Source organism: Bradyrhizobium sp. NBAIM14, assembly GCF_020193895.1.
Taxonomy (GTDB): Bacteria; Pseudomonadota; Alphaproteobacteria; order Rhizobiales; family Xanthobacteraceae; genus Bradyrhizobium; species Bradyrhizobium yuanmingense.
The window spans coordinates 194340-211539 of sequence record NZ_JADYVQ010000005.1 but is presented as its reverse complement, the minus strand read 5'-3'; the positions used below and the strand labels follow the sequence as shown (position 1 = coordinate 211539).

Annotated in this window: 20 protein-coding genes and 1 pseudogene; 15 read left to right on the top strand and 6 right to left on the bottom strand. The window is 65.0% G+C overall.

Annotated elements, in window-relative coordinates; translation table 11 throughout:
* Positions 1-7 precede the first annotated feature (7 nt).
* On the top strand, positions 8-607 hold the full coding sequence (gene rplI / locus I6F28_RS15345; RefSeq protein WP_036000730.1) for a 50S ribosomal protein L9: 600 nt from the start codon (positions 8-10) through the stop codon (positions 605-607).
* A 75-nt stretch (positions 608-682) separates the two neighbouring features.
* Here rplI and I6F28_RS15340 read toward each other — a convergent pair whose 3' ends face one another.
* The 3 genes from I6F28_RS15340 to I6F28_RS15330 form a co-directional block, all read right to left on the bottom strand.
* The gene (locus I6F28_RS15340; RefSeq protein WP_036000734.1) at positions 683-1150 is read right to left on the bottom strand and encodes a PaaI family thioesterase; all 468 of its coding nucleotides are present in this window, start codon (positions 1148-1150) and stop codon (positions 683-685) included.
* A gap of 11 nt (positions 1151-1161) precedes the next feature.
* Positions 1162-1758, bottom strand: coding sequence for a TetR/AcrR family transcriptional regulator (locus I6F28_RS15335; protein WP_036000737.1), 597 nt, complete (start codon positions 1756-1758; stop codon positions 1162-1164).
* A gap of 111 nt (positions 1759-1869) precedes the next feature.
* Positions 1870-2718 (bottom strand): hypothetical protein, encoded by an 849-nt coding sequence (locus I6F28_RS15330; RefSeq protein ID WP_225140240.1) that lies wholly within the window; start codon positions 2716-2718, stop codon positions 1870-1872.
* Positions 2719-2993: 275 nt separating this feature from the next.
* Here I6F28_RS15330 and I6F28_RS15325 point away from each other — a divergent pair, with 275 nt between their 5' ends.
* Entirely contained in the window at positions 2994-4244 is a 1251-nt protein-coding gene (locus I6F28_RS15325) for a cyclopropane fatty acid synthase (protein ID WP_036022698.1), read from the top strand.
* Positions 4245-4253: 9 nt separating this feature from the next.
* Here the strand turns inward: I6F28_RS15325 and I6F28_RS15320 are convergent, their stop codons facing one another.
* On the bottom strand, positions 4254-4460 hold the full coding sequence (locus I6F28_RS15320) for a hypothetical protein (RefSeq protein WP_036000858.1): 207 nt from the start codon (positions 4458-4460) through the stop codon (positions 4254-4256).
* A 551-nt stretch (positions 4461-5011) separates the two neighbouring features.
* Here I6F28_RS15320 and I6F28_RS15315 point away from each other — a divergent pair.
* Entirely contained in the window at positions 5012-6517 is a 1506-nt protein-coding gene (locus I6F28_RS15315) for a replicative DNA helicase (RefSeq protein ID WP_036000744.1), read from the top strand.
* Between the two features lie 54 nt (positions 6518-6571).
* Positions 6572-7849: an alanine racemase gene (gene alr / locus I6F28_RS15310; protein ID WP_225140359.1), complete on the top strand. Its 1278-nt coding sequence runs from the start codon at positions 6572-6574 to the stop codon at positions 7847-7849.
* A gap of 11 nt (positions 7850-7860) precedes the next feature.
* Here the strand turns inward: alr and I6F28_RS15305 are convergent, their stop codons facing one another.
* Positions 7861-8076, bottom strand: coding sequence for a hypothetical protein (locus I6F28_RS15305; RefSeq protein ID WP_036034055.1), 216 nt, complete (start codon positions 8074-8076; stop codon positions 7861-7863).
* A 39-nt stretch (positions 8077-8115) separates the two neighbouring features.
* Between I6F28_RS15305 and I6F28_RS15300 the strand changes: the two genes are divergently transcribed.
* Positions 8116-8886 (top strand): exodeoxyribonuclease III, encoded by a 771-nt coding sequence (locus I6F28_RS15300; protein WP_036000754.1) that lies wholly within the window; start codon positions 8116-8118, stop codon positions 8884-8886.
* Between the two features lie 158 nt (positions 8887-9044).
* Here I6F28_RS15300 and I6F28_RS15295 read toward each other — a convergent pair whose 3' ends face one another.
* The gene (locus tag I6F28_RS15295) at positions 9045-9821 is read right to left on the bottom strand and encodes a potassium channel family protein (RefSeq protein ID WP_036000861.1); all 777 of its coding nucleotides are present in this window, start codon (positions 9819-9821) and stop codon (positions 9045-9047) included.
* A gap of 138 nt (positions 9822-9959) precedes the next feature.
* On the opposite strand from I6F28_RS15295, the gene I6F28_RS15290 reads away from it, so the two are divergent.
* The 10 genes and pseudogenes from I6F28_RS15290 (at position 9960) to I6F28_RS15245 (ending at position 17200) form a co-directional block, all read left to right on the top strand.
* Positions 9960-10160 carry a hypothetical protein gene (locus I6F28_RS15290; protein WP_225140239.1) on the top strand — a complete coding sequence of 67 codons (201 nt, stop codon included), beginning with the start codon at positions 9960-9962 and terminating at the stop codon, positions 10158-10160.
* 167 nt (positions 10161-10327) lie between these two features.
* A complete protein-coding gene (locus I6F28_RS15285) occupies positions 10328-11068 on the top strand; it encodes a FadR/GntR family transcriptional regulator (protein ID WP_036000760.1) in 741 nt (246 codons plus the stop codon).
* A 48-nt stretch (positions 11069-11116) separates the two neighbouring features.
* Positions 11117-12022 (top strand): annotated as a pseudogene (locus tag I6F28_RS15280) (NAD(P)-dependent oxidoreductase); the annotation flags it as partial.
* A gap of 10 nt (positions 12023-12032) precedes the next feature.
* Complete coding sequence (locus tag I6F28_RS15275) at positions 12033-12716, top strand: amino acid ABC transporter permease (RefSeq protein ID WP_036034066.1); 684 nt, start codon at positions 12033-12035, stop codon at positions 12714-12716.
* Between the two features lie 7 nt (positions 12717-12723).
* Positions 12724-13392 carry an amino acid ABC transporter permease gene (locus I6F28_RS15270; RefSeq protein ID WP_036034095.1) on the top strand — a complete coding sequence of 223 codons (669 nt, stop codon included), beginning with the start codon at positions 12724-12726 and terminating at the stop codon, positions 13390-13392.
* Position 13393: 1 nt separating this feature from the next.
* Positions 13394-14152, top strand: coding sequence for an amino acid ABC transporter ATP-binding protein (locus I6F28_RS15265; protein WP_036000768.1), 759 nt, complete (start codon positions 13394-13396; stop codon positions 14150-14152).
* A gap of 21 nt (positions 14153-14173) precedes the next feature.
* Positions 14174-14968 (top strand): transporter substrate-binding domain-containing protein, encoded by a 795-nt coding sequence (locus I6F28_RS15260; protein ID WP_225140237.1) that lies wholly within the window; start codon positions 14174-14176, stop codon positions 14966-14968.
* A gap of 72 nt (positions 14969-15040) precedes the next feature.
* Entirely contained in the window at positions 15041-15487 is a 447-nt protein-coding gene (gene rpiB / locus I6F28_RS15255; protein ID WP_036022692.1) for a ribose 5-phosphate isomerase B, read from the top strand.
* 12 nt (positions 15488-15499) lie between these two features.
* The gene (locus tag I6F28_RS15250) at positions 15500-16417 is read left to right on the top strand and encodes a ribokinase (protein ID WP_225112251.1); all 918 of its coding nucleotides are present in this window, start codon (positions 15500-15502) and stop codon (positions 16415-16417) included.
* Between the two features lie 57 nt (positions 16418-16474).
* Positions 16475-17200, top strand: coding sequence for a sulfite exporter TauE/SafE family protein (locus I6F28_RS15245; RefSeq protein WP_109144015.1), 726 nt, complete (start codon positions 16475-16477; stop codon positions 17198-17200).

Sequence of the window (17200 nt, the reverse complement as noted above, 5' to 3'; positions counted from 1 at the left end):
AACGAATATGGAAGTCATTTTGCTGGAACGCGTCAACAAGCTCGGCCAGATGGGCGAAGTCGTGAAGGTTCGCGACGGCTACGCTCGCAATTTCCTGCTCAAGCGCGGCAAGGCGCTGCGCGCCACCGCCGACAACCGGGCCAAGTATGACGGCATGAAGGCCGAGCTCGAAGCGCGCAACCTCGCCTCGAAGGCCGAGGCGTCCAAGGTCGCCGAGAAGATCGAGGGCAAGAACATCATCGTGATCCGCCAGGCCTCGGAAGCCGGCCAGCTGTTCGGCTCGGTCAACGTGCGTGACATCGTGCTCGCGTTCGAAGCCGACGGCGTTTCGCTCGCCCGTCCGCAGATCCAGCTCGACGCGCCGATCAAGACCATCGGCAAGCACTCGATCACCGTTGCCGTTCATCCCGAAGTCGAGGTCGAGATCACCGTCACGGTTGCCCGCAGCCAGGACGAGGCCGAGCGCATCAACCGCGGCGAGGACATCTCGACCCGCAACGAGGATCGCGATGCGGCCGCCGAGGCGATCGCCGCCGCCGGCGAGTTCTTCGATCCGGAAGCCCAGCACGACGAGGTCGCGCCGGCGCCGGCTGCGGAAGAGAAGTAAGCAGCTGAACTCGTCATTCCGGGATGGTCCGAAGGACCAGACCCGGATGACGATCCCGATCAAAGCCCGGCTGCCTCACGCGGCCGGGCTTTTCGTTTTCGCAGCGACGTCCTCGCTCAACATCGCGATCGAGGCCAGCGCGGTGGCCGTATGCTTCTCGACGCCGTCGCTGACGCAGAACACGTCGGCGGCAACCACCGCGACCTGGCGGCCCGGCTTGATCACCCGGGCGCGGCAGATCAGCTTCTCGCCGACCGCGGGCGACAACAGATTGAGCTTGTATTCCGCCGTCAGCGCCGGCTGGCCGCGCGACGTGGCGGCTGCGATCGTGGTGGCGTTGTCGACCAGGAAGGCGGTGACGCCGCCATGGAAGAAGCCGTGCTGCTGTAACAGCTCCGGCCGGCGCTCCACGGCGATGGTGCAGGTGCCGCGCGACAATTCGGAGAGCTCGGCGCCGACCAGGTTCATGAAACCCTGCCGGCCGATATTGGCGTGGATGCGCTCGGCAATCGGCGCAAATTCCGGATCAGCTTCGGCCCGCATGCGATCTCCCCTTATTGCTTGTTGATGCGATCGAACGGCCTCAGCGCACGATTGGCGCAGGCGATCAGCGTGTCCGCCTCGATGCGCGGATCGGTTCGCTCGCGACCCGACAGGAAGGCGCGGCAGAAGATCTGCGCCGGACCGATCAGCTGGCTGACGAACATCACCGGCGTCATCGGCAGAAGTTCGCCGCTTGCCACCAGCGGCGCGCGCCAGCGCTCAATGCCTTCGGCAAGCCGCGCATTCTGCGCCCGCTGGGCGTCGCGCACGTCTTCGCCCCACTCGCTGCGCGAGATCTCGAAGAGGTAGCGCGCCTCGCGCCGGCTGGTGACGACCCAGTCGAGATGCGCCCGGATCAGGCGATCGATGCCCCGCTCGGCGTCGGGGCCGGGATCGAGCGCGGCCAGTATCGCGGCGTGATAGTGCCGCAAGACCTCCAGAAACAACGCACCGGCAAGTTCTTTCTTCGAACCGAAAACGTGGAAGAAGCTGCCGTTGGAAGCCCGCGCGCGGGTGCGGATCGCAGCCACCGTGGCGGCTTCGAAGCCGACGCGGTCGAACACGGCAAGGCCGGCCGCCAACAGATCGTCTCGTACGCTCGCCGTCATAGGCGCCTCCTAGAGCAATACTCTAGAGTACTACTCTAATGACGGTCAAGACGATGCGAAGGCCGCGGATGGGCGCGGCCTTCGCATCGTCGATCGAAAGATCCGGGTGACTTAGCGCGAGATCGGCGGCACCGGCGGACCGGAGGACGCAGGCGGCGCCGGCGGCGGCGGGGCTGCAGCGGTCGCGGGCGGCGCCTGTTCCTGCGGCTTGGCCGCGGGGGCCGGCTCGGCAGGTTTCGGAGCAGCCTCTTCCACCGGCTTGGGCGCGGCCGGCTCAGCGGGCTTGGCGGCGGCTGGAGCGGCCGGCGTCACCTGCGGGACCAGATCGGGCCGCAGCGCCGGCGTCTCGCTGCGCGGCTCGACCTTGGCGCTGTCAGGCTTGACGGGCTCCGGCTTCGGCTCGGTCTTCTTCTCGTCGGTCGCCGGCGCCGCGGCATCGACCTTCGGGGCTTCCTCCGTGCCGGGCTTGGCGCGCCGCTTGCCTTTGCGTGCCTCGGGCGCAGCCTCTCCCTCCGGCTTGGCACCCTCCTCGGCCGGCCGCGCCGCACGCTTCTGGCGCGTACCCTCGGCGGCAGGAGCAGCGCCCTCGCCCTCCGGCCTCGCGGCATCCTGCGCGCGCTGGCGTCGACCCTGTTGTTCAGGCGCGGCGCCGTCCTTCTTGGCGTCCTTGGCCTGATAGCGGGTGTCGGTGGCACCGTTCGAGATCAGATAGGCGGAGAGGACGCCCGCCATATCCGAACTCGTCGTGTAGTGCTGGCGCAGGAATCCCGGCAGCGAGCCGGGCGACACGGACTTCAGCAGCCCGCGCGGGCTCTTGTGGCAGACATTGCAGGTCTGCGAGAACAGCTGCGACGGGGTCTTGCCAGCCTCGAGGTTCGTCGCCTGCGCAAGAACGGAATTAGCCGCACCGAAGCCAATCAGAAGCAACACCGTCGCGAGGCTGAGCGCTCGGCTCGACATTCCCATCATCTCCGTTGAATTTCCGCAAATGCAGCCGGCATCCGGCGCGGCGGCGGTCACCTTTTAACCGATTGAGCCGCGAATGGAAGCAGGTCCGCGCGCAAGGATGTGATTAAGCGGTTTTCGAATATCTACTTTGAACACAGTGCAACTAGCGCAGCCGGAACCGGCTCGCTAGATTTGAATGCAAACGCATAGGAACCGCTGCGGCGCCTGGGCGTCAGTTATAAAGGCCGGGTAGTCGCATCTTTCGGGTTCGCTCGAGAGGATTGCCGATGGACCGTTTGTTGCGTCGATTTCTGTCCCAATTCATCCGCCGCGGGTCGTTGACGGTGACCAGCGCGAGCGGGTCGAAGTTCACCGTCGGCGACGGCTCCGGCGAGCCGGTCGCAGTCCGCTTCGTCACTGCGGACTCCGAGCGGAGGGTCCTCGTCAATCCCGAGCTGGGGCTGGGCGAGGCCTACATGAACGGCGAGTTCGTGGTCGAGCGCGGCACCATAGCTGATGCCCTCGCGATCCTGCTCGATCAACCCGACCCATTGCCGCAGTGGGCAAAGCCGTGGTGGCACCTGCGCTACCTGACGCGGCACCTCAAGCAGTTCAATCCCCGCCCGCGCTCCCGTCAAAACGTCGCTCATCATTACGATCTCGACGGCCGGCTCTATTCGCTGTTTCTCGATGCCGACAAGCAATATAGCTGCGCCTATTTCGAGACGCCCGAGATGTCGCTGGACGACGCGCAGCTTGCCAAGAAGCGGCATATCGCGGCGAAGCTTCTCGTCAGCAATGGCCAGCGCGTGCTCGACATCGGCTCCGGCTGGGGTGGCCTCGGGCTCTATCTCGCCGAGATCGCGAGCGCCGACGTCACCGGCATCACGCTGTCGACCGAGCAGCTGGAGGTCGCCAATGCGCGCGCCGCCGAAAAGGGCCTGACGGGCTCGGCCAGATTCCAGCTCCAGGATTATCGCGACGTCGAAGGTACGTTCGACCGCATCGTCTCCGTCGGCATGTTCGAACATGTCGGGGCGAGGTTCTACGACGCCTACTTCCAGCGCTGCGCCGAGCTGCTGAAGGAAGACGGCGTCATGCTGCTGCATTCGATCGGCCGTTCGCAGGGCCCGGATTCGACCAATCCGTGGATCGCCAAATACATCTTCCCCGGCGGCTACATTCCCGCGCTCTCGGAGGTGCTGCCGGCGATCGAGCGCGCGGGCCTGCTGGTCTGCGACATCGAGATTCTGCGCCTGCACTACGCCGAGACGCTGAAGGCCTGGCGCGAGCGGTTCATGGCGCGGCGCGAGGAAGCCGTGCAGCTCTACGACGAGCGCTTCGCCTTGATGTGGGAATTTTACCTCGCGGCCTGCGAGATGACGTTCCGCAAGCAAGCCATGATGAACTTCCAGATCCAGATCACCCGTCGCCAGGGCGTGGTGCCGATGACCCGCGACTATATCCCGCAGGAAGAAGCCCGGCTGCGGGCCCGGGAGGGCGCGGCCATGCCGAAGCTCAAGCTGGCTGGTGAATAGGTCCGGATCCTAGTGACGCAGGGTCGAAATCCCGGACGTCCGGAAAGACGCCGTTAACGCCAATTGCGCCCGCAATTCCAGCAGGATTTCGGGGGCGACCGGCTGGCGACGTACCTCGGGCCGCTCCGCGTGCTTCATAGCCGCGATCAGCCCCGACAGCCAAAGCCGGCTGCCTGCCTCGCTTCGCCAGTTCTGGTGCTGCCGTTCTGGCTGCATCGCTCGCCTCGTATCCCTCGTTGGCGGGGAATGAGATAATCCCCTGCCCATCCGCCTGTTCCGACATGACACCCGAAAGAATCCGGGGAGATGTGATCTGGTTCACAGAAGTCTGGTCGGGCCTGGCTTAGACCGTCGCCATGAGCAAAGAGACCCAAACCTCATTCGACGTGCAGGACGACCTCCGCACCGATTACGCCCTGATCGTCACCGGCGTTGGGGCGGCTCTGGTTGCGCTGGTCTACCTCCTGCTGGTCTGAAGCCGAGCCGAATCGGTCAGCGTGCGTCATTTTGCGCGCCTCTCGGTAGGTCTGCGCGTCAGCCCCCAGGGTTCACGGGTTTCAGGATTTTTCCGCGGCGCGATCACAGCCCTCTGCGCCGAGCGAGCTCCGCCAAAATCCAGTCAAGCGCGGCCCGTGCTGCGACTGCTAATCATCCACCATTTTAACTGAGCGGTTGATAGCGGTCAGCTTTTGCTTCCGCTTTGACCTGCGGCGGCGCTTTATCCCGGCCCCGCATCCGCCCAAGAAAATTGCTAAGCACGTCCGACCATGGCACTGACTGATTCGAACGTTCTCAAACTCGCGCCCGATGCCGGAACTCCCGCCTATCGGAGCGCACCGCACAATATCGAGGCGGAACAGAGCCTTCTGGGCGCAATCCTGGTCAACAACGACGCCTTCTACCGCGTCTCCGACTTCCTGGAGGCCAAGCACTTCTTCGAGCCGCTGCACCAGACCATCTTCGAGACCGCCGGCAGCCTGATCCGGATGGGCAAGATCGCCACCCCGGTCACGCTGAAGACGTTCCTGCCGGCCGATACCGATGTCGGCGGCATGACCATCGGACAATACCTGGCGCGGCTTGCGGCCGAAGCTACCACCATCATCAACGCCCAGGACTATGGCCGCACCATCTACGATCTGTCGTTGCGCCGCGACCTGATCGGCATCGGCGAGGACATGGTCAACGTCGCCTATGACGCCCCGGTCGACTTCCAACCGCGGGCGCAGATCGAGGATGCCGAGCGAAAGCTGTACGAGCTCGCCGAGTCCGGCCGTTATGACGGAGGCTTCCAGAAATTCTCGCAGGCCCTCACCGTCGCGGTCGATCTCGCGGCCAAGGCATTCCAGCGCGACGGCAAGCTGTCGGGCATTTCGACGGGCCTGCGCGACCTCGACACCAAGATGGGCGGCCTGCAGCATTCCGACCTCATCATCGTCGCGGGACGCCCCGGCATGGGCAAGACGTCGCTGGCGACCAACATCGCCTACAACGTCGCGCAGGCCTACGTGCCGGAGCTTCAGGCCGACGGCACCATGAAGGCCGCCAATGGCGGCGTGATCGGCTTCTTCTCCTGCGAAATGTCGGCCGACCAGCTCGCCACGCGTATCGTGGCCGAGCGCACCGGCATTCCCTCCTCCCACATCCGCCGCGGCGGCATCACGGAGGCCGATTTCGAGAAGATCCGGCAGGTCTCGATCGAGCTGCAGTCGCTGCCGTTCTACGTCGACGCCACCGGCGGCCTGTCGATCGCGCAGCTGATGGCGCGCGCGCGCCGGCTCAAGCGCCAGAAGGGCCTCGATCTCCTGGTGATCGACTACATCCAGCTGCTGTCGGGCTCGGGCAAGCGCGCCAGCGACAGTCGCGTGCAGGAAATCACGGAGATCACGACCAGCCTGAAGGCGCTGGCCAAGGAGCTCAACGTTCCCGTGATCGCGCTGTCGCAGCTCTCGCGTCAGGTGGAATCGCGCGACGACAAGCGGCCGCAGCTGTCGGACTTGCGTGAATCCGGCTCGATCGAGCAGGATGCCGACGTCGTGCTGTTCGTGTTCCGCGAGGAATATTACCTCGCCATGAAGGAGCCGCGCCCCGGCACCGAAGAGCATGCCAAATGGCAGGCCGACATGGAACGCACCGTGGGCCGCGCCGAAGTCATCATCGGCAAGCAGCGCCACGGTCCGACCGGCACCGTCGAGCTGCACTTCGATGCCTCGGTCACGCGCTTCGGCGACCTCGCGCATGACGGCCAGCTGCCGGACCGCAGCGACTACTAGATTGTTCCCCGGGTTGAACGGGGCCGGTCTCTTGCGTAAAACGACGCCATGACAATGGCGTCCGCCCCGAAATCAATCCCGCAATCCGGCCCACTCTCCCCGGAGGCCGACCAGGCTGCCGCGCTCGCCGCCTTCGGCGGCGTGCTGACCGTCGATCTCGATGCGATCATCGCCAATTGGCGCAAGCTCGAGAAGACCGCGGTGCCGGCCGAATGTTCGGCGGTGATCAAGGCCGACGCCTATGGCTGCGGCGCCGAGCAGGTGTCGCGCGCCCTGAGCAAGGCCGGTTGCAAGACCTTCTTCGTCGCCACCATCGAGGAAGCGCGCAAGGTGCGCGCCGCCGTTCCGGAGCCCACGATCTACGTGCTCGGCGGCTATTTCCAGAACACCGGCGAGCACTACGCCAAGATCAATTGCCGTCCGGTGATCGGCGATCTCAACGAGCTCGCCGAATGGGACGTGTTCTGCCGCCGCACCGGCTGGAACGGGGGCGCCGCTGTTCACATCGACACCGGCATGAACCGGCTCGGGCTGACGCTGTCGGAGGCGCAGGCCATCATCCCCCGCATCAACGCCGGCGATCACGGCATCACGCTGGTGATGAGCCATCTGGTCTCGGCCGAGCAGCTCAACAGCCCGATCAATGCCAGACAGCTCGCGACCTTCCGCAGCATCGCCAGTGAGTTCACAGGCGTGCCGGCGGCGCTCGCCAACTCCTCCGGCATCTTCCTCGGCGCGCCCTTCCAGTTCGACCTGGTGCGCCCGGGAGCTGCGCTCTACGGCGTCAACCCGACGCCGGAGGCCGACAATCCCATGCAGCAGGTGGTCGACCTCAAGGCGCGCATCGTGCAGATCCGCAGCATCGAGCGCGGCGAGACCGTCGGCTATGGCGGCACCTGGACCGCGCGGCGGCCGACGAAACTGGCGATCATCGCGGTCGGCTATGCCGACGGCTATTTCCGCGCCGCCAGCTCCAATGACGGCACCCGCGGCGCCGATGTCATCGTGGCGGGCAAGCGCTGCCCTGTCGCGGGCCGCATCTCCATGGACCTGATCGCGATCGACATCACCGATCTGCCGCCGAACGCGGTGCGGCGCGGCCACATGGTGACGCTGCTCGGCGAAGGCATCACCGTCGACGAGCTCGCGCACCATTTCGGCACGATCGGCTATGAGGTGCTGACCAGCCTCGGCCGCCGCTATGCCCGCGTCTACAAGGATGGCAATGTCGAGGAGCCGCTGACGAAGCCGGAGCCCGCCTCGAACGCGGGGCAGCCGCCTTCCCCACCGTCGATCGAACAGCCGTCGGCGTTGCCGCCGCTGCCAAGTTAAACCATCCGCACCTACTTCTTCTTTCTGCTGTCCAGCGCCGTCTTGCAGGTGGCGCTGAGCTGGTCGCGCTTGGCGTTGAGGCAGGCGACGATGCCGCCGCCCGGCGCGATGCCGGCGCAGAATTTGTCGTAGTCCGCCTTGCACGCGCCGCGCGTTTCGGCTGACTGTGCCGTGGCCCCGGAGAACGCGACGATGAAGGCGGTAGCGGCAAAGCTCAGTTTGGACATTGTATCTCCGGGGACGAAAGGCAGAGCCGGTAGCTCTAGATGAAGATCGCGACATTCAACATCAACAACATCAACCGCCGTCTGCCCAATCTGTTGGCATGGCTGCGAATGGCGAGGCCCGATGTCGTCGCGCTCCAGGAGTTGAAGGCAAGTGATGGCGAATTTCCGGCAGCCGCCATCGAAAGGGCCGGCTATGGCGCGGTGTGGCGTGGACAAAAGACCTGGAACGGCGTCGCCATCCTCGCCCGCAATGCCGAGCCCGTGCTGACGCGCGACCGTTTGCCGGGAAAGCCTGCCGATCTCGAAGCGCGCTACATCGAGGCCGCCGTGCGTGGCGTCATCGTCACCAGCATCTATCTGCCCAACGGCAATCCGCAGCCGGGACCGAAATTCGACTACAAGCTCGACTGGTTCGCGCGGCTGCGGCGCCACGCCAACACCTTCATCAAGCAGGACCTGCCGGTGGTGCTCGCCGGCGACTACAATGTTGCGCCCACCGAGATCGACATCTATCCGACGCGCTCATGGGACAAGGATGCGCTGATCCAGCCGAAGAGCCGCGCAGCCTTTGCCGCGCTGGTCGAGCAAGGCTGGTGCGACGCGATCCGCGAGCTGCATCCGGACGAGCGCATCTACACGTTCTGGGACTACAAGCGGAACCGCTGGCCGCGCGATGCGGGCCTGCGGCTCGACCATCTCCTGCTCAGCCCTGCCCTCGCCCCGCGCCTCGCCAAAGCCGGCGTCGACAAGAAGATCCGCGGCGAGGACGGCGCGAGCGATCACGCGCCGGCGTGGGTGGTGTTGCGGTGATCGCGGCCCGACAAAAACCTGAAAAACAACCCCATGCACAGTAGCTGGCCCCAGTCCGCTCAATGACTTACGGGTAAACCGAAATCAAAGTTGATCCGTCGGGCAAAACACTGGCATGATGTCACCATCGAAGGCGTTCACGGGGCGCCGAGGGCTCTTCAGATCGCCCCTTCATCGGGAATGTTGAGGACGGTGCCGCAAGCCTTGCAATGCACCGCGTCGGCATCGTGCCTCTGGAGCCCGCACGTCGGGCATGGAAACCGCACCTTGTGGGGGCTGAGGAGCGCGCGGGCGAGATTGAAGAACAGCGTCACGCCGAAAATCATGATCACGACGGTGATCAGACGACCGAACGTACCCGCCAGCGTGATGTCGCCGAAGCCGGTCGTCGTCAGCGCCGTGACGGTGAAATACAGGGCATCGGCATAGTTCCGGATCTCGTCGTTGCGAAACTTCTGGGTCTCGTAAACGATCCCGGTCATCACGAAGATGAAAACGGCGAGGTTCGTGACGGCGAAGATGACCTCTTCGTTGCGACGAAAGAACGGGGAATCGATGCGCAGCCTCACCAGCATCTGGTAGTCGCGAAGCAGGCCCAGCGTTCGCAGGATCCGGAGAAAACCGCCCGCCTCGCCGGCAAGCGGCGCCAGGAAGGATACGATCGCAACCATGTCTGCCCACGTCGCGAGCTGGGTGAATTTTTGAAACGGATGCCGATCGACCAGGAGCCGGGCGGAGAAGTCGGCCAGCAGAATAACGCCGAACAGGACGTCGAGCGTCTCGACGATGTCACTGGGCGGCAGGAACGAGGTCGCAATAATGAACAGCACCGTCACGATATCGAAGATGAGCAGCGCATAACGGAAGCGCACGCCGTCCGGCGTTGCGCCCTCGTAAAGGAGTCGGACGTTGCTTTTGAGAGACGTGAGGGTCACTGCACCATGATCGCGGTTTGCACGGATGTTGGCAACTCGGAGCGTGTGCCGCAACCGACGACGTCTGTATACCTAGAGTGGCCCTCGCGATTAGGAACCCGGACCGCGACGCGGTGTTCAGCTCTCTTTGGGGGCTGAATGCTCAAACCCGACGATTGTCGCAAGCTTGCGGAGCAATATCGAGCGCGCGCGAATGATGCCACATCGGCGAAGCGCCTCGCCAATGTGCTTCTGAGCGTTTCCAACGCCTATCTCGCTCTGGCGAGCCAACTGGAGCTCCTTGCGTCCGTCGAACATCAGGAGCACGCGAGGAGAGCCGGTCCGAACGTTCAAGGCTGAGCCGTCAGACGAAAGATGCAAAGCGAGCCGACGGCGGCGCCATGAAGCCTCATCATTGCGGTGCCCCGCGATCGAGTTCGCCCCGCTGATCCCTTGGAGCGAAGCCTCTTGACCTCCGCGGCCTGGTAAGCATACTGGTCTGACCACAATCAGACCAAGAGACGGGGATGGAGTTCAAGCGAGCCGCCGACGGCGAAAAGGGGTTCGAGAAGGTGTTTGCCTTCCTGCGCGAGCGCCTGCTTACCGGCTCGCTCAGGCCGGGCGACCGCCTGATTTCGGAGCGCGAGCTCGCCACCCTGCTCGGCGTCAGCCGGCCAATCGTCCGCGAGGCGCTGCGCGCCCTCACCGTCCTCGGGATCGTCGAGATCCGCGACCGCATCGGCACCGTCGTGACGCGGCCAGATGTCTCGGTGCTGAACGACTTCTTCACCTTCGCCCTCGCCCAGCAGGCCGACATGCTCGAGGACGTCATGCAGGCGCGTGTCGCGATCGAATGCCAGGCGATCCGGCTCGCCTGCGAGCGCGCCAACATCGCCGATTTCGAACGGCTGCAGCGCGCGCTGACGAAGATCGGCGAGACCATCGACGAAGCCGATGCCGGCGGCATGGCGGATTTCGACTTCCACCGCGCGATCGTCGTCGCCTCACATTCGGAGACGCTGAGCGTGCTGCACGCCTCCATGGCGGGCCTGTTGACACATTCGCATCGCAGCCGCCGCGAGCTGGTGCAGGCCTTCCCGTCGATGAAGACCTACCTTGTCGACGATCACCGCCGCATCTTCGAAGCCCTCATTGCGCGCGATCCCGAGCGCGCGGATGCGACGCTGCGCAAGCATTTCGCCATCGGCGACGAATACCGCAGACGCGCCGTCGTCGGCGACATCGACAAGACCAGTGCCTCGGGCTGATCGCGCACAGCCCTTCAATCAAGACGCCAATTAAACAAGAAACGGACTGACGACATGGGACGGAACGACAAGGGCAAGGTCGGCTTCATCGGCATCGGCACGATGGGGCGGGAGATGGTGCGCAACCTGCAGGCGGCGGGCCACGCGGTCCGCGTCTTCGATCTGAACGAAGCCGCGCTGGCCGACAGCGTCAAGGAAGGCGCGACGCGTGCCAAAAGCCCTGCCGATGCCGCGCAAGGCACCGATATCGTCATCACCATGCTGCCCGACACGCCGCACGTCGAGGCGACGATCTACGGCGAGCAGGGCCTGCTGAATTCCCCGCCGCCGGGCAAGCTGATCGTCGACATGAGCACGATCTCGCCGGTCGCCGTCCGCCGCATCCATTCGGACCTGCAGAAGACAGGCGTCGGCTTCATCGACGCGCCGGTCTCCGGCGGGCCGGTGGGCGCCAGGAACGCCGCGCTCTCGATCATGGCCGGCGGCGATGCGGACACGTTCGCCAAGGCCGAGCCGTTCTTCCGCGCGATGGGCACGACCATCACCCATGTCGGCGCATCCGGCGCCGGCCAGACCGTCAAGCTCTGCAATCAGCTGATCTGCGGCATCAACATCCAGGCGATCTGCGAGGCGCTCGCGCTCGGCCGCGCTTCGGGCCTCGATCTCAACGTCCTGCGCCGGGTGCTGCTCGGCGGCTCCGCCGCTTCCTGGATGCTGGACAAGCTCGGCCCCGCGATGATCGCCGGCGACGTCTCCGCGGGCTTCCGGATCGATCTGCAGCTCAAAGACCTTCGCCTCGTGCAGGAGCACGCACAGGCCCTGAACGTGCCCCTGCCCGGCACCGCGCTCGTCACCAGCCAATACGTCGATGCGCGCGCCCATGGCGAAGGCAGCAACGGCAACCAGGCGCTGTTCCGCGTCTATGACCGCATGACCAACCAGACCACCGGCTGACCCTGGAACGATGAGCCTCCAACTCGACTTTCCCGCGGTGCTGGAGCGTTGGCCGAGCTTTCTGGCCGGCGCCGTCCTCACGCTTGAGTTGGCATTCTTCGCGACCGTGCTAGGCGCTTTGCTCGGCACGCTCGCGGCGGTCGGACGCGGCACGCACAATTCGCTGATTGCAGGTGCCTGCAAAGTCTATGTCGAGACCATCCGCAACACCCCGCTGCTGGTGCAGATCTTCCTGGTCTATTTCGGCCTCGCCAGCCTCGGCCTGAAATACTCCGCCTTCACGGTGGCGGTGGCGGCGCTGACCATCAATGTCGGCGCCTATACTGCTGAGATCATGCGGGCCGGCTTCGAGGCGATTCCGCGCGGACAGATCGAGGCCGCCGAGGGGCTGGCGCTGTCGCGCTTCCAGATCTACTGGCACATCATCCTGCTGCCGGCGGTCGAGAAGGTCTATCCTGCGCTCACCAGCCAGTTCGTGCTCCTGATGCTGGCCTCCTCGGTCTGCTCGCAGATCTCGGCCGAGGAGCTCACCGCGATCGCCAACTACATCCAGTCGGACACCTATCGCGCGTTCGAGACCTACATCATCGTCGCCGTGCTCTACGTCATCCTGTCGCTGGTGATGCGTGCCGGCTTCTGGGGCCTCGGCCTCCTCCTGTTTCCGCGCCGGCGCAGGCTCGGCACGCCGTTGTGAGATGACCATGGGCGGACATCTCAACATCAATCACCTGATGTTCCTCGGCCAGGGCGCGCTGTGGACCATTGGTCTGTCGCTGATCGCGCTGATCGGCGGCGGCATCGTCGGCTTCGTGATCGCACTGGCACGCATCTCGCCGCTGAAATCGGTGCGGCTCGCCAGTGCGATCTATGTCCAGTTGATCCAGGGCACGCCGCTGCTCGTCATCCTGTTCCTCGGCTATTTCGGTCTTGCCGCGATCGGCCTGAAGGTCTCGCCGCTGGTCGCGGCCGGTGCCTCGCTGACGCTCTACGTCGCGGCCTATCTCGGCGAGATCTGGCGCGGCTGCATCCAGTCTGTGCCGAAGCCGCAATGGGAAGCCGCCGAAGGCCTGGCGCTGAGCCGCACCCAGCGCATGGTCAAGGTGATCCTGCCGCAGGCGATCCGCATCGCGACGCCGCCGACCGTCGGCTTCATGGTGCAGATCATCAAGAACACCTCGCTCGCGTCCGTGGTCGGCTTCGTCGAGCTGATGCGCTCGGGCCAGATCGTCAACAATTCGCTGTTCGAACCGTTCGCCATCTACGCCATCATCGCCGTCACCTACTTCGCCATGTGCTATCCCCTGTCGCTGTTCAGCCAGAGGCTGGAACGGCGGATGGGACGTGGCAGGTCCAACCTCGCGCCAGCCTGACATGCAGCAAAACGCCCCCTCCTCCGAACCGATCGTGTCGCTCCACAACGTGCAGAAGAGCTTTGGCGCGCTCCGCGTGCTCGACGGCGTCTCCTTTGCCGTTGCACGTGGCGAGGTGCTCGCCCTGATCGGCCGCTCCGGCTCCGGCAAGAGCACGGCGCTGCGCTGCATCGACCGCTTCGAGAAGGTCGACGGCGGCCAGATCGTGGTCTGCGGGCATCGCGTCGACCGTCCCGACGTGAACTTGCGTGCGCTACGCCAGGACGTCGGCATCGTGTTCCAGAGCTACAATCTGTTTCCGCACCTCACCATCGAGCAGAACATCACGCTCGCGCCCTGCGCGGTGAAGGGCATGGCGACGTCGCAGGCCAAGGATCTCGCACGAAAAGTTCTGGCGCAGGTCGGGCTGGATGAAAAGCTGCACGCCTATCCCGAGCAGCTCTCGGGCGGCCAGCAGCAGCGCGCCGCAATCGCCCGCTCGCTCGCCATGCAGCCGAAGGTGATGCTGTTCGACGAGGTCACCTCCGCGCTCGATCCCGAACTCACCGGCGAAGTGCTGAAGGTGATCGAACAGCTCGCGGCTGACGGCATGACCATGGTGATGGTTACCCACGAAATGGGCTTCGCCAAGGGCATCGCCGACCGGATCGTGTTCATGCATCGAGGCAAGGTCCACGAGACCGGACCTGCCTCGATCCTGACGTCGCCGACCACGCCCGAACTCACGCAATTCGTGGGGACGGGGAACCTAAAATCATAACAGGGAGAGGAGAACCAAGGGATGACCAACAGAATGGTGCTGGGGACTGCCGCCGCGTTGTGCGGCCTCATCATGATGGCGGCAACGCCCGCGTCGGCCGATCTGCTCGACGACATCATGAAGGCGAAGAAGATCCGCATATCGACCGACCTCGCCATCCCGCCCTCGGGCATGATGGATTCCACCATGAAGCCGACGGGCTCCGATGTCGAAGTGGCGCAGATGCTCGCCAAGGATTGGGGCCTCGAGCTGGAATTCATCCAGACCACCGGTGCGACCCGCATCCCGAACGTCCTGACCGGCAAGGCCGACATCATCATCTCGACCCTGTCGGTGACGGCCGAGCGTGCCAAGGTGATCGACTTCACCAAGCGCTATGCGACGCTGCAATCCGACGTCGGCTGCCTGAAATCGTCGACCGTGAAGGACTGGCCGGACCTGAAGGACAAGCCGATCGGCGTCTCGCGCGGCACCACGCAGGACACGACCTTGTCCAACATGAAGGACAAGGACCTCAAGATCGCACGCTATGACGACGATGCCACCATGGTGACGGCGGCGGTGTCGGGCCAGGTCGACTGCGTCGGCTCGTCCGCGACAATCATCAACCAGATCGGCGTGAAGAATCCCTCGCGCGTGTTCGAGTCCCGGATTCCGCTGGCGACCTTCGACCTCGCGATCGGCCTGAAGAAGGGTGAGCAGCCGCTGATGGACAAGCTCAACGCCTGGATCACCGACAACGTCAAGAACGGCAAGCTCAACGCCATCTACAAGAAATTCCACGGCGTCGATCTGCCGGCGGACATGCGCAGCTGAACCACGGGGAAAGACATCGTGACAGCCGCGCGCGGCTGTCACGATCAATGCAAAGATCAAGAAGGACAAAGAATGCGTCTCGTCATCGGATCCGACCACGCCGGCTGGCCGCTCAAACAGACCGTCATCGACCACATCCGCAAGCTCGGCCACGAGGTCATCGACGTCGGCTCCTATGACGACAAGCCGGTGGATTTCCCCGACATCGCCCGCGCCGTGGCGGCGAAGGTGACGTCGGGCGAAGCCGCGCGCGGCATCATGGTGTGCGGCACCGGCGTTGGCGCCTCGATCGCCGCCAACAAGATGAAGGGCATCCGCGCCGCGGTCTGCCACGACGTCCACTCCGCGCATCAGAGCGTCGAGCATGACGACGTCAACGTCATGTGCATCGGCGCGCAGATCGTCGGCGCCTGGCTCGCTGTCGATCTCGTGTCGTCGTACCTGTCCGCCGAATTCTCCACCGACGAGGATTTCCGCCGCCGCGTCGAGAAGCTGCGCGTCATGGACGAGGAAGGCTGAGGGCTCTCCGCCATGATCCTGGTGTTCGGATCGCTCAACATCGATCTGGTCGCGCAGGTCCCGGTGATTCCAGGTCCCGGCCGAACGGTGCTGGCGCCGTCCTACCGGACGCATTTCGGCGGCAAGGGTGCCAATCAGGCCGTTGCCGCCGCGCGGATCGCCGGGCCTGGACGCGTGAGCATGGCTGGCCGCGTCGGCCGGGACGGATTTGGCGACAGCGCGATCGAGAACCTCAGAGCCAACGGCGTCGACGCCGACCGCGTCATCAGAGCCGACGAGCCGACCGGCTGCGCTTTCATCACCGTCGATCAGGCCGGCGAGAACGCAATCACGGTGGCGAGCGGCGCCAACATGACGGCGCGTGCCGGCGATCTTGCGAGCGAGCTGTTCAATTTGGACACCGTGCTAGTGCTTCAGATGGAGGTGCCCTTTGCGCACGCGCTGGAAGCTGCCCGAAGAACCGCCGCGGCCTCCGGCACCGTCATCTGGAACCTTGCACCCGTTCCGGAGCAGATGACGCGTGAGATGGTCACCGAGCTTCTCGCCGTCACCGACTATCTCCTCGTCAACGAGCACGAGGCGCGCGACGCCGCCACCGCCATCGGCCTGGCGTCCGCCGACTACGAAGCCGCAAGCGCCGGACTCGCGAAGTCCGGCAACCTCACCTGCATTGTCACCGCCGGCGCACAAGGCGCGCTCGCCGTGACGGCGGAAGGCACCCGCCTGCGGGCGCCCGCCCAGCGCATCACGCCGGTGGACACGACCGGCGCCGGCGACACCTTCGTCGGCGCCTTTGCGGCGATGATCAGCGAAGGCGTGTCGCTGCAACGCGCGCTCGAAGTGAGTTGCGAAGCGGCGGCTTTGAAATGCCTCAAGGCCGGCGCCCAGACCGGCATGCCCATGCGCAGCGCGATGGGCTCCCTCGCGTAGGACTGATCGCCCGCATCGCTGCCCGCGGCTAAACTCTCCCGATTCCTGGAGGCTGTTTTGGCCTTTCTCTTCGTCCTCGCCGTCGGCCTCGTCGCCGGCACCATCTCCGGCATCGTCGGCACCGGCTCGTCGATCATGCTGATGCCGGTGCTGGTGTATGCCTATGGGCCGAAGGAGGCCGTGCCGATCATGGCGGTGGCCTCCGTCATGGCGAATTTTTCGCGGATCCTGGCCTGGTGGCGCGAGGTCGATTGGCGGGCCTGCGCGGCCTATTCGGTCACAGGCATCCCGGCGGCGGCGCTCGGCGCGCGGACGCTGCTGGCACTGCCCTCGCATGCCGTCGATCTCACCATCGGCCTCTTCCTGATCGCGATGGTGCCGGTGCGGCACTTTCTGGCGCGGCACGAGCTCAAGGCCAATCTCTGGCATCTCGCCATCGGCGGCGCGCTGATCGGCTATCTCACCGGCATCGTGGTCTCGACCGGGCCGCTCAGCGTGCCGTTGTTCCTGTTCTATGGCCTGTCCAAGGGCGCGTTCCTCGCCACCGAAGCGGCCTCCTCGCTCGGGCTCTATTTCGCGAAGTCGGTGACTTTCGAGCGTTTCGGCGCCCTGACCGGGGAGGTCTTCATCAAGGGTCTGATCGCGGGCGCCTCACTGATGTCGGGCGCCTTCATCGCCAAACGCTTCGTGCTGCATCTGAGGCCGGAAACCTTCCGCCTGCTGATGGACGCGATCATGATCGCGGCGGGGCTCTCGATGCTCTGGACCGCAACGCAGCCATGA

What these genes read in the sequence shown, in the direction of transcription:
- I6F28_RS15335 (WP_036000737.1), bottom strand. Translation starts at nt 1,758, where the DNA reads ATGACGGCGAGCGTACGAGACGATCTGTTGGCGGCCGGCCTTGCCGTG.
- I6F28_RS15275 (WP_036034066.1), top strand. Translation starts at nt 12,033, where the DNA reads ATGAGCCTCCAACTCGACTTTCCCGCGGTGCTGGAGCGTTGGCCGAGC.
- alr (WP_225140359.1), top strand. Translation starts at nt 6,572, where the DNA reads ATGGCGTCCGCCCCGAAATCAATCCCGCAATCCGGCCCACTCTCCCCG.
- I6F28_RS15260 (WP_225140237.1), top strand. Translation starts at nt 14,174, where the DNA reads ATGACCAACAGAATGGTGCTGGGGACTGCCGCCGCGTTGTGCGGCCTC.
- I6F28_RS15250 (WP_225112251.1), top strand. Translation starts at nt 15,500, where the DNA reads ATGATCCTGGTGTTCGGATCGCTCAACATCGATCTGGTCGCGCAGGTC.
- rpiB (WP_036022692.1), top strand. Translation starts at nt 15,041, where the DNA reads ATGCGTCTCGTCATCGGATCCGACCACGCCGGCTGGCCGCTCAAACAG.
- I6F28_RS15285 (WP_036000760.1), top strand. Translation starts at nt 10,328, where the DNA reads ATGGAGTTCAAGCGAGCCGCCGACGGCGAAAAGGGGTTCGAGAAGGTG.
- I6F28_RS15325 (WP_036022698.1), top strand. Translation starts at nt 2,994, where the DNA reads ATGGACCGTTTGTTGCGTCGATTTCTGTCCCAATTCATCCGCCGCGGG.
- I6F28_RS15270 (WP_036034095.1), top strand. Translation starts at nt 12,724, where the DNA reads ATGGGCGGACATCTCAACATCAATCACCTGATGTTCCTCGGCCAGGGC.
- I6F28_RS15290 (WP_225140239.1), top strand. Translation starts at nt 9,960, where the DNA reads ATGCTCAAACCCGACGATTGTCGCAAGCTTGCGGAGCAATATCGAGCG.
- I6F28_RS15300 (WP_036000754.1), top strand. Translation starts at nt 8,116, where the DNA reads ATGAAGATCGCGACATTCAACATCAACAACATCAACCGCCGTCTGCCC.
- I6F28_RS15340 (WP_036000734.1), bottom strand. Translation starts at nt 1,150, where the DNA reads ATGCGGGCCGAAGCTGATCCGGAATTTGCGCCGATTGCCGAGCGCATC.
- I6F28_RS15305 (WP_036034055.1), bottom strand. Translation starts at nt 8,076, where the DNA reads ATGTCCAAACTGAGCTTTGCCGCTACCGCCTTCATCGTCGCGTTCTCC.
- I6F28_RS15315 (WP_036000744.1), top strand. Translation starts at nt 5,012, where the DNA reads ATGGCACTGACTGATTCGAACGTTCTCAAACTCGCGCCCGATGCCGGA.
- rplI (WP_036000730.1), top strand. Translation starts at nt 8, where the DNA reads ATGGAAGTCATTTTGCTGGAACGCGTCAACAAGCTCGGCCAGATGGGC.
- I6F28_RS15320 (WP_036000858.1), bottom strand. Translation starts at nt 4,460, where the DNA reads ATGCAGCCAGAACGGCAGCACCAGAACTGGCGAAGCGAGGCAGGCAGC.
- I6F28_RS15265 (WP_036000768.1), top strand. Translation starts at nt 13,394, where the DNA reads ATGCAGCAAAACGCCCCCTCCTCCGAACCGATCGTGTCGCTCCACAAC.
- I6F28_RS15330 (WP_225140240.1), bottom strand. Translation starts at nt 2,718, where the DNA reads ATGTCGAGCCGAGCGCTCAGCCTCGCGACGGTGTTGCTTCTGATTGGC.